Source organism: Nostoc sp. ChiQUE02, from assembly GCF_034531305.2.
Lineage (GTDB): Bacteria > Cyanobacteriota > Cyanobacteriia > Cyanobacteriales > Nostocaceae > Nostoc.
Genome location: NZ_JAVRBN020000003.1, coordinates 279661 through 295225 on the forward strand (window position 1 = coordinate 279661; position 15565 = coordinate 295225).

12 protein-coding genes are annotated in these 15565 nt (G+C 41.0%); 4 read left to right on the forward strand and 8 right to left on the reverse strand.

Annotated features, from left to right (window positions below; all coding sequences use genetic code 11):
• Positions 1-182: 182 nt before the first annotated feature.
• The gene (locus RM347_RS04815) at positions 183-569 is read left to right on the forward strand and encodes a hypothetical protein (protein WP_322721556.1); all 387 of its coding nucleotides are present in this window, start codon (positions 183-185) and stop codon (positions 567-569) included.
• A 597-nt stretch (positions 570-1166) separates the two neighbouring features.
• Here RM347_RS04815 and RM347_RS04820 read toward each other — a convergent pair.
• Entirely contained in the window at positions 1167-2786 is a 1620-nt protein-coding gene (locus tag RM347_RS04820; protein WP_322721557.1) for an ArnT family glycosyltransferase, read from the reverse strand.
• Between the two features lie 605 nt (positions 2787-3391).
• On the opposite strand from RM347_RS04820, the gene RM347_RS04825 reads away from it, so the two are divergent.
• Positions 3392-4561, forward strand: coding sequence for a hypothetical protein (locus RM347_RS04825; protein WP_322721558.1), 1170 nt, complete (start codon positions 3392-3394; stop codon positions 4559-4561).
• A 13-nt stretch (positions 4562-4574) separates the two neighbouring features.
• Here the strand turns inward: RM347_RS04825 and RM347_RS04830 are convergent, their stop codons facing one another.
• From RM347_RS04830 to RM347_RS04855, 6 genes are all read right to left on the reverse strand, one after another.
• The gene (locus RM347_RS04830; RefSeq protein WP_322721559.1) at positions 4575-5891 is read right to left on the reverse strand and encodes a recombinase family protein; all 1317 of its coding nucleotides are present in this window, start codon (positions 5889-5891) and stop codon (positions 4575-4577) included.
• 66 nt (positions 5892-5957) lie between these two features.
• Entirely contained in the window at positions 5958-6317 is a 360-nt protein-coding gene (locus RM347_RS04835) for a VOC family protein (protein ID WP_322721560.1), read from the reverse strand.
• Positions 6318-6674: 357 nt separating this feature from the next.
• On the reverse strand, positions 6675-8039 hold the full coding sequence (gene miaB / locus RM347_RS04840; RefSeq protein ID WP_322721561.1) for a tRNA (N6-isopentenyl adenosine(37)-C2)-methylthiotransferase MiaB: 1365 nt from the start codon (positions 8037-8039) through the stop codon (positions 6675-6677).
• A 142-nt stretch (positions 8040-8181) separates the two neighbouring features.
• Positions 8182-8754: a retropepsin-like aspartic protease family protein gene (locus tag RM347_RS04845; RefSeq protein WP_322721562.1), complete on the reverse strand. Its 573-nt coding sequence runs from the start codon at positions 8752-8754 to the stop codon at positions 8182-8184.
• A 399-nt stretch (positions 8755-9153) separates the two neighbouring features.
• A complete protein-coding gene (locus tag RM347_RS04850; protein WP_322721604.1) occupies positions 9154-9927 on the reverse strand; it encodes a nucleoside phosphorylase in 774 nt (257 codons plus the stop codon).
• Positions 9928-9983: 56 nt separating this feature from the next.
• A complete protein-coding gene (locus RM347_RS04855; protein WP_322721563.1) occupies positions 9984-10583 on the reverse strand; it encodes a macro domain-containing protein in 600 nt (199 codons plus the stop codon).
• A gap of 166 nt (positions 10584-10749) precedes the next feature.
• Between RM347_RS04855 and fusA the strand changes: the two genes are divergently transcribed.
• Positions 10750-12753: an elongation factor G gene (fusA, locus tag RM347_RS04860; protein WP_322721564.1), complete on the forward strand. Its 2004-nt coding sequence runs from the start codon at positions 10750-10752 to the stop codon at positions 12751-12753.
• Between the two features lie 98 nt (positions 12754-12851).
• Here the strand turns inward: fusA and RM347_RS04865 are convergent, their stop codons facing one another.
• Positions 12852-14297 carry a hypothetical protein gene (locus tag RM347_RS04865; RefSeq protein WP_322721565.1) on the reverse strand — a complete coding sequence of 482 codons (1446 nt, stop codon included), beginning with the start codon at positions 14295-14297 and terminating at the stop codon, positions 12852-12854.
• 282 nt (positions 14298-14579) lie between these two features.
• Between RM347_RS04865 and RM347_RS04870 the strand changes: the two genes are divergently transcribed.
• A complete protein-coding gene (locus RM347_RS04870; RefSeq protein ID WP_322721566.1) occupies positions 14580-15452 on the forward strand; it encodes a GNAT family N-acetyltransferase in 873 nt (290 codons plus the stop codon).
• Positions 15453-15565: the final 113 nt, after the last annotated feature.

Sequence of the window (15565 nt, forward strand, 5' to 3'; positions counted from 1 at the left end):
TCATCCTTGCCTAAATCTAGCTATACTCGTGTTGCGACCATTGAGCCATCCTTGGTAGTAATACAATGTATGTGTGATTTATGGCTGATGTCAGACCATACTTGAAAGTCTGCTAAGTATTGATCGGAATTCAATATAGCTATTGTTATAGAGCGAGTAAATGGACTAGGCGGACGAGGTAAATGAATATACACACCTTTGATAATCATTATGTTACTTGCCCAATTTGCCAAAGAAATGCTACGCCCAAACCAGTAAAAACGCGCATGGGCTTGTTTTGCTGTCCCTATTGCCAGGAAAGGCTAGTAGTTTGCCAAAGCGGTCATTATGTCCGCGATCCGTTTACTTGGAGGCAGTTGATGATGTCTTCAGCGCTACGTCGGCAAAGCCGACCTTTAGCTAGGATTATCAGAGATTTTGTCTTGCTCAAACGTCCTATGGTAGCCTTGGCTGTAGGAAGTGCCATTTTCTTTAGTGCGATCGCTCTGACCCAAGAAAGCACAAGCCACGATCGCCAAATCTTTCCTACAACAGAGAAAGTTAATGAACCAGGAAACAAATCTCAGTAAATGGATTACTTTGGTATAAATCAAATTTTACTTTGATTTTCGTAATATTATAACTAACTACTTCTGTAAACCGTGTCTTATTCGCCCCAAATAGGACACGGTTTTACATTATGTCTAGTTAAAGACTGATCTACTGATTAGTTGAATTCCTTCTTCTTATAAGTAAGTTAATCTAATTAAACGTAAAATATAAATTCTAGTTCGTACTAAGTACTTTAGTATTCAAAGTAAGGATTTTTAGCACTAAAGTGTTTACTACAACCTGTTGTTGATTTATGCCTATCTAATTATCATACAATTTCAAAATCGAGACATCAGAGCATCTACAATTGAATATCCGGCAATACTTGGGGTGAAAACATTGCCGACAACGACTCATAGTAAGGAAGAAAATAAGTCCGCAATATTACGGAGTTTATTGTTTTTTAAGACTTAAGTACGGTTTTTTATCCTCTCTAGAAAAAGGCAATGCCTACGATGGGCGTAGCCGCAGCCACCAAAACAACTGTGCCCAAATCTTCGATGTTGTAAGGCATTGAGCGCAAGATGAATTAGTGGCGATGTCTACTACGGGCGTAGTTGCTGCAACTTGACTTTCTACAATCGGCTAGTATCTTTTGTAACTAACTTCCAACCTTCAGCTTGGTCAACTAGCTTCATTGACTCTAGTTCAAGATTGTTGAAAGCAGATGCATGAATCAAGAAATAGGGTTGGCCGTTGTAGTGCCAATAATATTGGAGTTCACCAACAGAAGCGGGAATAATGGTGCGATCGCTATAATAATCCAACGAGGGACGATGGTAGGGAAAAGATGTGTAAATCTTCTTCGTAGCTGGATTTGCCCGCACGATCATAGCAGCGACTGGTTTAACTGGATAGGCTTCCGATAATTCCCAAACCCAGTAGTTAGATTTCATTAACAGCAGCAGCGAAATATAACTTCCCCAAAACAAAATCTTCAGAAATTGCCCGTCGCCTCGTTCTGCCAAAATAGCCGCTAAAGTCATAGTTAAAGCTACTGCTGCAAAAATCAGTTGTAAGTCTGTTTTCGGTGTACCCCAACTGAAATAAATGCTGCCAGCAGAAGCAACCACAGCAAGTATTGCTAAACCAGCAACCCAAGCACGGGGATAGGATGAGAGTAAAGGCGCATTTTCTGTTTCTGATAACTGGATACCAAAAGCTAAGGCTAAACCAGGGTAAATCGGGAATAGATACCAGGGAACTTTGGTAATCATGAAGGAAATTATCAGCAGGTAAACGCCACACCACGCCATTACTAGTTTTGCCCAGCTAAGGTTGCGATTTTCCCAGGTTAAGCGGGCAGTTTGTGGTAAGAATAATAACCACGGCCATGTGTACTTAAGAAGTTCAATCACATAGTACCAAGGGGGTTCAGAATTCCCCTCTACACCTGAGGCAATTCGGCCGCCTAGTGATGGGTTTACAAGGCCAATTTGGGCGAAAGTATAACCATAGTGAAATAGTTGGGCACCATACCAACCAGCTACAGGCAGAATGCCAATTAAGATTGCTATCCACAGATAGTAACAGGTGAGTAGTCGTGGCGTATCCCAAAATAGAAATACGATCGCGATCGCACCGAGTAATACGCCTAGCAGTCCTTGAGTCAGACAAATCAGCCCAAAACTAATACCAACACCAAGGCAATAACGTAAATCTCGGCGCGATCGCAACACGCACAACATCATCACCATCAAAAAACTTACCACTACCCCATCCAACATTGCTAACCGCCCATGACGCACCACAGGTAGCATTGTTAGGTAAATCAAAGCGCTGTAAATTGCTGCCCAACGCTGGCGAAATATCTCTCGAGCAATGCAATACAGTAAAGGTACAGATGTCGCTGTTAAAATTGCTCCAGGTAGACGCGTTGTCCACTCATTTTCGCCTCCTAGAGAATAAGCCCAAGCAATTAGTAAATGCATTAAAGGCGGCTTGTGATGATATGGTTCGCCTCCTAACGTTGGGTAAAGCCAACGCATTGAACCTGCTGGTGCGTGCCAAATTTCACGAGCAACCTGTGCCACAGTCCCTTCATCCCAATCTCGCAGCGGCAATCCTCCCAGATTGATGCTAAACAGTAACACTGCTGCAAACAGCAACATGATTAACCATACCCAATCAATCCATTTGCCAACCGTGCGATGCTGTTTTTCCAGATGACTCCAAATAAAGCTTCCTTCTTGCATATTCTCTGGTAATCATTTTACTTGCTGGTTTGATTACATAGAGACCAGAGCGAATCTCCAATGTGCCACCCAGTAGCAACGTCTGTTCTTAACAATTGCTAGTTTCCAAGATTAACTCAACTTTCTCTAATTAGCGCTATTTTTTTAAAAATTTATATTGGTTATTTAAATAACATTTAAGCCAATAAATGATAAAAATAATACAGGTGATAAATTATTTATTACCTTTCATATAGTCCGTAAATAAACTTGTATTTTCTTTTGAAGGTGACGCTTAGTTTAAATTTTATCTAGTTACTTTTTGTCTGGTTAATTTCAAAAACTTATTCAGTGATTGCTACACTAATTCAATAGTGTGTTGAATAGTTAAATAAAATATCTATAATTATTTTGAATAGTAGTTTTACAAAAAACATAATTATTTTTTACCTAAAAAGAATAATAACCAATAATAAAAAACTATTTTTGAATAAAATTATCTCAATCAACAAACTTTATTATTTTAAATTTAATTAAGCAACTATTTAATTTAAATATCTATGTTATATAATTTTTTAAGCATTTTTTTAGAAAAATAAACAGATAAAAAATATTGGAGACTGTCAATGAATTTACCTGTAGTTGTAGATATTACTCTTGGCTTAGTTTTTATTTACTTGATTTTGAGCTTGCTAGCTTCGGAAATCCAGGAACTAATTGCCACATTATTACAATGGAGAGCTAAACATTTAAAAACTTCGATTGAATTACTTTTAGCAGGAGGTAGTGAAAGTGAAAAATCAGATATTATTCATGCAATAAACTTGGTACAGAAACTTTATAACGATCCTTTGATTAATACATTAAATCAGCAAGCTAAGGATAAAGTAGAAAAGCATTTTCGGGAAATTGCTAAAAACCCTGACAAACAAGTAATAGAAAAACAAAGTGGTCCTTCCTATCTTCCTTCTGAAACATTTGCAATCACTTTATTAGATACATTAAAAATTCCCCAGTTAATTAATTATGTAAAACATCCTAGTGAAGATGCTAAAACTAACTTGTACATGATATTAGCATCTTACAAAGAACTTAAAAAAGGTATTAATAATCCAACGAGTGCAAGTTACCAGAGAATTAAAGAAATTTATGGAAATATTGACGAAACTTTTATAAATTTTGTTAATGATGAGCTACCTAATGAAGTACCTAATAATTTAATCAAGAGTCTTGGTGTGATTGCCCAACGTAGTAGGATAAAGGTTGGCGACCTCACAGAAGAAATGAATCAGTTTAAAAATGAAGTCGAAACATGGTTTGATCGCTCTATGGATCGAGCTAGTGGTGTTTATAAGCGAAATGCCAAAGGAGTTGCTATTTTAATTGGAATATTAGTTGCCTTATTAACAAACACTGATACATTTCACCTTATTAAAAGGCTATCGCAGGATTCGGTTATCCGCTCTACAATTACTCAAAGCGCAAGTCAAAAAATCGATTATATTAATGATTCGGAAGCCCGAAAGGAAATTGAGAAACTATTAGGAAATGCTTCTATACCCATTGGATGGCAAAATATTAATCAACAGTTTGAGTTATTAGATACTACAGAATCGAATAGAGTTTACATCAGAATTTCGCAGGTTTTCAAATTAATTTGCGGTTGGATAGTCAGTGGTCTAGCTATTGCTATGGGTGCGCCTTTTTGGTTTGATATCCTTAATAAAGTTATCAATGTGCGGAATGCTGGGCCAAAACCTGCTGCGTATACTAAGGATCAACCGTCTCAAAAATAGTGTTTCAATTAAATCAAAAAATAAAAATAACTTGGAGTTTTAATTCTTTATTCTGAAAAGTAATGTCAATTTGCCTGATAAACTCTCGAAAGTAAAATCGTCGCTCTGTTTCCGACAAATCTAACCAAAATTGTGGTATGGAAACAGCTTGAGCAACAGAACGCAAGTTAACTGGGGGGAGAGTCGCCAACTTTGCTTCGAGCGCAGAAATTTCCGTGCGGAGTTTGTAAGTTCTTAACTTGGCTGTTTCGGCATCTAAAATTCCAGTTTCGATTAAAGCGGGTAACTGAGCAAGTATTTCTTGCTGACGAGCGATCGCTTGCCCTAAACTATTCTTGACTGCATCCAATTGGGGAAAATTCATCCCTGCTACAGCTAAGGATAAATCACGGCAAATCGTTTCAATAGTATGTTCTAAAACCTCTTGGTAGGGAATAGCCTTACATTTGGGGCTTTGAGGACAGCTAGTAGAACGTAAATAAAGATACTCCTTATCTTGGTTGCGTTGGGTCACACGGGTAACTGTCAGATGTGAATGACACTCGCCACAAACAACCAACCCAGCGAGAGAACGCGGTGCACTAGCAGTTCGGGATGGTAAACGGCTGTTACGGCGTAAAAGTCGGTCAACTTGGGCAGCTTCCTCCTTAGAAATGATCGGAATATGGGTATTAGAGATAATTTCACCATTTTGGTAGGCTGTATTACCGCGATAGACTGGATTAGTCAGCCAGCGTCTTCCAGTGGTGACAGAGATTTTCTTGCCGTATTTTTTCGCCAAGTAACGAACTGAACCCCGCAGGGAACCATAGAGTAAAAAGTGTTCAAAAAAATCTTTAACTACTGGTGAAGTACTGCGATCAACAGTATATTTTCCCTTACCTCTGCGATAGCCGTAGGGAACTTTGCCCGGTGGCGGTGCAACCTCAAGACGATTACGGGCGTGTCCTTGACGGATGCGACGACTACGTTGCTGACGTTGGATTGCGTGTAGCAAATTCAGCAAGTCAGCGCCCAGAGGGTAATTTTCAGAAGTGTAGGGCTGTTCAGTAGCGATTACTGCTATCCCCATTACTTCGAGTTGATTCAAGCGATCGCTAATTTCCTCTACAGTATCCCCCAATTCTTCTAACCGACGAATCAGGAGATAATCTGCCCTTTCAGTTTGGCAATCTGTGAATAATTGTTGTAATTGCGATCGCGTAGCGTGCCCAGAAGACTCTTGCTTACCCAAATCTTCATAAACCCGATCCACCTCCCATCCCCAATCGGCTTGATCAGGAGAAGATTCTAGTAACGGATCGGTGTAAGAGTAGGCAATGATTTTCATTAGTCATTAGTCATTAGTCATTAGTCATTAGTCATTAGTTTTCTTCCCCTGCTTCCCCACTCCTTCTCACTGCTGACTCAACTCGATAATATTGCCATCAGGGTCTTGAGTGAACAGGGCAGGGCGACCGGAGGCGCTGGCTTGAATGGGATAATTATGATTGAGCAATTCCTGTTTGGCGGTGTCTAAGTCAGCTACTGAGAAGGCGACATGGGGATTACGTCCCCATTTTCCGTTTGGGTTTTCGGTGGGGACAGTAGTTGCGACTATCAGGTGAATTTGATAGTTGCCGACTTGATACCATATACCAGGGTAGTTTAGGGAACGATCTATTTTGGATAATCCCAATACTTTGCCATAAAAGTGCTCGGAGCGTTCTAAGTCAGTCACAAGAATCGCTGTATGGAGACTGTGGGTAATCTGCATTGTCGGTAAGATGCGATCGCGTTTATTTAAATTCTGACGTAGTTTGAATTCTTTCGGTGAGTGGGGGAAGGCGAAGCAGGGAGCAGGAGGAAAATTCCTCTTTTCTGCACTTCACTTTTGGCTAAGGCTGCTTCGGCTTTTTGGCGATCGCACTTCTTGAACTATTGTGTTGACGCGATCGCAAAAGGATAGTTGAAAAATCTGCTTAAAAGCCCTGAAAAGCGTATCTGCTATTTGGGCTTTTCTGTCAATGCGTAAGTCCTAAATATTTCCGCACTTTCACCCACGCTTCATTTAGAACTGGAATCGTTTGCGGTAACTTCATCGTAAGTCAGGGGTATAATCTTCAACGATTTCTTACTGCAAAACTGTTTGCCTCACTTCAACTGGTTCACCCGTCAAACTAAAAGGGCGAACTTCGGTAATTTTTACCTTCACCAACTGCCCTTTGAGTTCTTTGATGTTGCCGCTAAAAAAGGTTAGACGATTACCGCCAGTGCGTCCCATCACCTGGGTTTGATCTTTAGTATTTTGGTCTTCTACTAAAACTTCTTCAATGCGTCCAAAGTAACGTTGCGATCGCTCTGCTACTTTCAAGTTTCCTAGATGATTGAGCCGTTGCAGGCGATCGCTTTTAATTTCTTCACTCAGTTGATTGTCCCACAAGGCGGCGGGTGTCCCTGGACGCGGTGAATATGCTGCTGTATTCAACATATCAAAGCCGATATCTTCCACCAGTTTCAGAGTATTTTCAAACTGTGCTTCTGTTTCCCCAGGAAAACCGACAATCGCATCGGCACTAATCGAGGCATCTGGCATATATCGCCGAATGGTATCGATAATCCGGCGATATTTCTCATGGGTATAACCCCGCGCCATCGCCTTTAAAAGTTCATTATCCCCAGATTGAAAGGGAATGTGGAAGTGTTTGCACACCTTGGGCAACTCAGCACAAGCCTGAATTAATCTCTCAGTAAAATAACGTGGATGGCTAGTAGCAAATCTTATCCTTTCAATTCCCGGTACATCATGTACGTAATAAAGCAAATCTGTAAAGTTGTGCAGATGCCGACCTTCTGGTGTCACTCCAGGTAAATCTCTGCCGTAAGCATCAATATTTTGGCCGAGTAGAGTAATTTCTTTGTAACCTTGCCGTCCTAATTCTTCCATTTCGACCCGGATAGCTGACGGCGTGCGAGATTGTTCGACACCGCGCACATTGGGAACCACACAGTAGGTGCAGCGTTCGTTACAGCCGTAAATCACATTTACCCAAGCTGTCACTGTACTATCTCGTCGCGGCTGGGTGATATCTTCAATAATGTGAACTGGCTCGGTTGCTACAACTTGGTTACCGTCAAATACCGACTCCAGTAAATCTTTCAGACGGTTGGCGTGTTGTGGGCCCATTACCAAGTCTAATTCTGGCACTCGCCGCAACAGTGCTTCTCCTTCTTGCTGGGCAACACAACCAGCAACAATAAGGGTTAAATCAGGCTGCTCATGTTTGCGCTTTGCTTGTCTGCCGAGGTAAGAATATACCTTTTGTTCAGCATTATCCCGAATTGTACAGGTATTGTAGAGAATCACATCTGCATTATTCGGGTCTTGGCACCACTCAAAGCCCATGTCTTCCAAAACGCCAGCCATGCGCTCTGAGTCAGCTTTATTCATCTGACAACCGAAAGTAGTTATGTGATAGTGGCGTTTAGAAGTGGTCATGGGCAATTCTGCTGTATCAGCGTAATGTATATAAGTTTTATTTCTATTCTATAACGCTCTTAACCTGCTTCAGGAGTGTTGAGTACCTCGGCTTAGATTCCTTTTGATTATAAAAATCTCAAGAAGTTACAAACTGCAAACATTAGCGGTGATGAAATTCGACCTCTTTCTCCAGAATCTTAATATCATAGCTGCCAAAAAAATCGTGGCCTAGTAAGCCGATGCTTGCTTTTGGTGCGATCGCAACCTGAAGATTATTGGCTGTAACTCCACCTGCTGCAATAGATTTTACCTTACTGGTTGGAAATTCTACTTCGCTACCATCGGCAATTTGGGCTTGCATTGTACCTGTAGCCTGGAGTTTAAGTGTATTCGCCATACCTTGAGTGATAATGGTTCCACTAGCACCTGTATCTACAATCATTTCAAAGGTTTTTTTGTCGTTGAAGGTGACATCAATCACAGGAGTTCCACCAAAGCGGCGTTTGATTGAGACTCGAAAAACTTTGTTGTCTGAAGGTGTGGCTATTTCACTGCCACTATTGCCACAAAGGTTTCCCAATCCAACGGTTTTACCAGAGGAGGTTACCATGTAACATGCTCCTGGATCGTCAGCCGTTGCCCGATGAGAGAATGCTAAAAATACTAGCGTCGGCATTAGTGTAATCGCAACTAAATTAACGGTCGTAATCCAACGCCTGAAAGCATTCTTCATATTATATTTTTCTCCAACTTTGCTGAGGTTTTATTGATAGCTAAATTACTCATAATGCCTGCAAAAATTGCTGAAAAAATTAGATTTGAAGACAAAAACACAATTTTAGTAAAACTATAATTTAACAAATTTTCAAATGCATTACTTTATTCAGCTTATAATTTTTGTCTATATATTCTGTCTAGGATATCCACACAATTTTTGTACTTTAAAGATAGTTAGTGAATTTTTTTCTTTTTGTATTAATGTGTCTCTATCAAATAAAATTGCATCTTACTCAATACATCTTACCTAGAATTACTGATTGATAAATTAAAGATTAGGTAAAGACATGATAAAAATACTTAGAGCAGCTTAAATCTGGCAGACTAAGAAGTTAAATAAGATAAATTTGTTAGCTTATGCAAGGGTTGCTGCTGCATGTACAGCAGTTGCGATCGCATTTTTAACAGCAATATCTCTTTGTTCTAAAATGATATTTTCACCATCAGTACGCGAAGCAACTACACCGCAAATAGCTGCGGCTGCAAAATTATATACTCCTGCCATTTTAAACAAGGTGCCGCATTCCATCTCGTAATTCAAGATATTCAAGCGCCGATATTCTTCTGTAATACCATGCAGCGATCGCATTAAGTATGGATTCGCTGAATCAGTGCGTTCTTGTCCTTCGTAAAAAGTATCAACTGATGCCGTAATTCCTATGTAATGTTCAACCTCTAATTCTCGTGCGGCTTTAACTAAAGCAACTGTCAAAAAAGGATCGGCTACGGCTGGATACTCCACAGGTGCAATGTCATTTGCTGCACCTTGGCGACACAATGCTGCACTGCTAATAACAACGCTACCAACTGTTATATGGGGTTGAATTGATCCGCAAGTTCCAATGCGAATAATTTGCCGGATTCCTACTTGTACCAACTCATTAACCACAATACTTAATGAAGGCGCACCCATACCACTTGTAGCTGATAAGATGAGGCGACCATCAGGTAAGTATCCTACATAGCTATTGAGTCCGCGATTTTCTGACAACACGCGTACATCTTGTAAATAAGTTTGGGCAATGAGACGCGATCGCTCCGGATCGCCAGATAATAGAGCAATGCTGGGAGGCGATGAACCCAAATCATCTAGTCCAAAGCCAATGTGATAAAAGCGTTTACTAGTCATAGAGTTGAGAGTAGCGATCGCCCCAGCAGTATAATCCACTAGGGCGTTTTTAAACTTTACCTAAAATCTCCTCCTTCCCATATTTGAAGTTGTCTTTCAGCCGCAACTATGCAATTGAGATATTTGGGTGGATAGAGAAAATGATCGTAAGCTAAAGCCATCTGTCTAGCAGCTTCAGTATATGGCACTCGTCCTATTCCCGTACCCAATCCAGGACAGGCAATGGTGTTAATTTTTTGCTTGGCGTGTTGATTATGGTGTCGAACTGCCAGCAGCATCGCCCACATCGCAATATAAGGAATATCTGTCCCAGCAATAATCATGGGAACTCGCATAGTGGGTGTATGAGCCAAAAAAGGATGTTTGTAATGGACTGTTTCCACAATCATTGATGTTCCCACAGGCTGTTCGCCCAAATAATCCTCAAGGATGCGCTGCTGGACTCTTGCCATTAAGGAATGACCGAAAAAACGGATAATTGCCGCATCTATGCCACCATCCATCATTCCGAAAGAGTTAGCAGGGCTGACCATACAATCAAAATCTGGCAACCACTCGAAATAGTTATTCACTATTTCTACATTGGGTAAGTAATTAAAATGCTGTTGAAAGGCTGCACACAACAAAGAGTCGGGAGCTACCAATATCAATTTCAAGCTTTCATTTCCTCCGCTTGAATATCTATTTTAAAGGTCAGCTAGGGCAAATATCAACAATTTTTCTGTATTATCAGCCTTGTCTTTTATTTGTAGTACATGTATAATACAAGATATATCACCGCTCAGGTGGTGACTGTTTGTCGCTTGGACAAAAGGAAATTTTATGATTCCCCGAACACGCATCCGAAATATTGGTATCTCTGCCCACATCGACTCTGGTAAAACTACGCTGTCAGAGCGAATTCTCTTCTATACGGGCAGAATCCACGCTATTGAGGAGGTGCGGGGAGGTGGCAAGGGTGCAACGATGGACTTTATGCCAGAAGAAAAACTGCATGGTATAACCATCACTTCCGCTGCTACCACCTGCCAGTGGCACGATACTCAAATTAACCTGATTGATACACCTGGACACGTAGATTTCACAATTGAAGTGGAACGCGCCCTGCGGGTATTGGATGGAGCAGTGATGGTGCTGTGTGCTGTGGCGGGCGTGCAGTCCCAATCCATTACAGTGGATCGGCAAATGAAGCGCTACCGTGTGCCGCGTTTGGCGTTCATCAACAAAATGGATCGGACGGGGGCAGATCCATTTCGTGTAGTACAGGGAATACGCGATCGCTTGCAACTAAATGCAGTATTGCTCCAGTACCCGATCGGCAGTGAAGACCAATTCCAGGGAGTGATTGACCTGGTAGAAATGACTGCTGACTACTTTGAGGGTGAAAACGGGGAAAGCTGGGTGAAAAAGCCAATTCCCGAAGCTTTTAGGGATAAAGCACAACAGGCACGCGACAAGCTGCTAGATGCTTTATCGCTGTTCTCGGAACCGATGACCGAGATGCTACTGGCGGGTGAGGAGATTCCCAAAGAATTAATTTGGCAAACCATCCGACAGGCAACCTTGAGTCTACAATTCACGCCTGTACTGCTGGGTTCGGCATTCAAAAATAAAGGAGTGCAAAACTTATTGGATGCAGTTGTGCTCTATCTACCATCTCCGATAGATAGAGAAGTGGTCAAAACTGTAGAGTCGGTGAGTATTTACCCTAACCCCGATGCTTCCTTAGTGGCACTGGCATTTAAACTCACCGTTGAGTCCTTTGGGCAGTTAACCTATACCCGGATTTACTCTGGGACGCTCAAACCCGGCGATACCGTCTACAACTCGCGGACTGAACAGCGGGTGCAAATTGGTCGCTTGGTGAGAATGCACGCCAATAAGCGAGAAGAGGTACAAGTTGCCGTGGCAGGGGATATTGTGGCCCTGTTGGGTGTGGATTGTGCTTCTGGTGATACATTCTGTTCTGGGGAACCACTGGTATCTCTAGAGAAGATGTTTGTGCCGGAACCAGTGATTACGCTGGCGATTACGCCTAAGAAACAGGAAGATAGCGATCGCCTTTCTAAGGCACTGAATCGCTTTCAAAGGGAAGATCCCACCTTCCGGTTGAGCATCGACCCCGAATCAGGAGCAACTCTGATTTCTGGGATGGGCGAACTCCACTTGGAAATCTACCTCGAACGCATCCAACGGGAATATAATGCCGAGGTCTACGTCGGTACTCCCGCCGTGGCGTACCGAGAAACCATTAGGCAGCAAGCTAACTTTGACTACCGATTCAAGAAACAGTCAGGCGGCCCTGGTCAATACGCCCATATTACTGGGTGGATTGAACCCACAGGTGAGCCGTTTGTCTTTGAGAATCGGGTGGTTGGGGGTGCGATTCCCAAAGAATATATCCCTGCGTGTGAGAAGGGTTGCCGTCAGGCGATGCAATCAGGACAGTTGGAAGGCTATCCGGTAACTGGGGTGAAAGTCGTTCTGGATGGTGGTTCCTATCACCCAATTGACTCTTCAGAATTGGCTTTCCGGGCAGCGTCCCATCAGGCAATTGAGGGTGCGATCGCCAAAGCAAAACCCTACATCCTCGAACCTATCATGCTTGTAGAGGTGGAAACACCCAACGAGTTTATGGGAAGGGTTCAAGGTGACTTATCCTCCCGTCGAGGTTTGTTGTTGGGTTCCGAGACAATGCAGGGATACACAGTGATTCGAGCGGAAGTACCGCTAGCGCGAATGTTTGGGTATTCTACAGAGTTGCGATCGCTCACTTCTGGTATGGCTACTTTTTCAATGGAGTTTGCCTGCTATCGCCAGTCCTGAACCTGTTTGTGAAAATTCGCGGTGTCTAGATCCCCGATTTCTTCGAGAAGTCGGGGATCTAACTTTTCACGAATGATTTAGGATTGCTAGAGTTGAGATTAGCGATCGCCTTTGTTAGAGTCTAAATCATCTGCATCATTTAATGAATCATTAATATCTAGTTGATTTGGCAATATATTTGAACTAACTGCACTATTTTTTAAACCACTAATAGCTAGTTTATTAGGCACAATATTTAAACTATCTACATCGGTTGTTAATTCATGAATAACTGGTTTAGATTCAGGGTTATCTCGGTTACCGCCTGCTATTTCTTCTGCTTTACCTATAAAATCCTTTGCAAGTCTTTCACTAAAACCAACAACAAAGGCTATTACAAAAATTAGAGACCTTTGTTGGTCTTGAGATGATTGTTCATTAGTAGTCGGATTTAGCTTAAACACACTCGGATTAACAAACATTAATATAATTCCAGAGTTTATCAAGGCTAAAAATAAAACAGCAAATGCTCCTCCAATCATTGGTTTAAAAGCACCAACCAGGAATGGAGTTAGTGGATCAGAATATTTCTTCTTCTGAAATTCTTCAATTCTGATTAAAATACTGATAATGCTACCTAGTGTTCCTGCCGAAATAGCCAAACTTAGTTGGAGAAGAAATTCATTAGACTTCTCCTTTACAGATTGTCTTTTGCTATATTGTGCATTTAACTCAGCAAGATTACTATTTAGTCTTGTTAGCTCCATACGTTTAAACTCTGCATTTTCTTGTGAAATTGTACTTAATTCTTTTATTTCTTGTTTGCTTTGTTTTGATTTGTTAACATTATTTTCAGGGCTGGAATTTGTATTTTCTGATTGAGTTTGTTGTTCAGCTTTATTTTGAATTGCTTCTACCCGGTTATCTGTATATTTTTGAATTTCTTTTATTTCATTTTGTAATGCTTTTTTGCTTGAATTATAATTATTATTGTTGTAATGATTAACAACTTCTGAGAAAATCCAAAGTCCGGCGATAGAAGAAAAAGTAATTCCTCCATATATAAAAACGGCACTGATGAGTCCAAAAATTACTTTAGTCGTCGTTGATGGTGAACGGTGAACTGATAGAAATGGATTGATGATAAATCCTGTAACAGGATGTTCATATTTGCAAACAATTTGTTCAACGTCAAATCTAATTGCTTGAGCAATATTTATATTTGATGAAGATTCACGCAGAGCTTCTATCGCAAATATTAAAGCTTTCGAAAGTTCAGTCAGTTCTCTTTGAATTTTATCCCTATTGTCAGGTATAACTATTCTCGGTATTTTGTCCCACCAAATATTTTGTGGGGTATTTCTATTAATGAGTTTTTGAAGCCGATTAAACAATATAATTATTTGAGATATTTCTTTTCCTGCTGCTACTAATCCTTCTTTTTTAATTGGATCGGCAAAACTATTTAAGTTGTTCTTATAAAAATCTTTGATAAGTGCCTGAATAAGTGTCCTGCTTTCATCCAAATTCCAATCATTATCAGTTATATTTTGATTAGAAACCATTTTGCCTCCAATTATTTTCTAAAATTGTTAGGTGTTCAATAGAGGTAATAAATATGTGTGAATTAGTTTGAGTAAATTTGCCAAGATACTCAACCACTTTCTTTTTACTTAGTTGCTAGTTGTATCCACATCATTATTAGCATGGAATATACAATTGGGCAGTGAATAGTACACTCAAGGGTACTTTTTGCATAGACGTAAAGCTGTTTTTTGTCAGACATCGCTGGGGTTATTCCCAAAACCGCTAATTCGGTACACTGAATTGGACACTCAGGAGTTTTTGTGCCTACTTTAAGAACCCTGCAACCTGGAGATGAAGCATCACTGGAAGCATTTCTCTTGCAACACACCGATACTTCTATGTTTTTGCGCTCAAATTGGCGAGCGGCGGGACTGCTTGACCAAGGTGCAAGATTTCAAGGAACTTACATAGCAGCCTACACAGATGAGACTATAGTGGCAGTTGCAGCCCACTTTTGGAATGGGATAATCGGAGTCCAAGCCCCTGTACATTTACCAGAGGTGGTGCAAGCAGTTGTAGCACAATCTGGACGTGTCATCTCTGGAATTAGTGGCCCAGCAACACAAGTCGAAGCGACAAAAAGCATTTTGGGACTTAGCAACCGACCAACTCAGCTTGATGAGCCTGAGATATTGTTATCTCTAACACTGGATGACTTACAAATACCTCAAGCTTTAGCATCAGCAAAGGTGCAGTGTCGTTTGCCACATCTAGAGGAGTTGGAATTACTCAGCGAATGGTGCGCTACTTATAATGTGGAAACTTTAGGACAAAGAGATACTCCTAGTTTAAGACCTGCTTGCGATCGCATAATTGAAGCACGTCAAGCTATGGCAATGCATTGGGTTTTGGTAGCAGGAGATACCCCAGTTTCCTACTCTGCTTTCAATGCCAGCCTACCTGATATTGTGCAAATTGGTGGAGTGTGGACACCGCCAGTGCTGCGTGGTAAAGGCTATGCCAAAAGTGTAGTAGCAGGCTCGTTGTTAAATGCGCGATCGCAGGGAGTAAAACGTGCCATCCTGTTTACAGGCGATAATAACCAAGCAGCCCAAGCAGTTTATCGAGGAATTGGCTTTTTACCTACTGGTGAGAAGTATGGCTTAGTTTTATTTGAAGAGACTCAGGCTTGAAAAATATTGGGTCAAATGTTAGAGGTGTAACACCTTACACCCTTACTATCCATTTATAATTTCCCTTTTTCTGGATTTGCTGGAATTGATTTTGTAGTCTCTACTGAATTTCT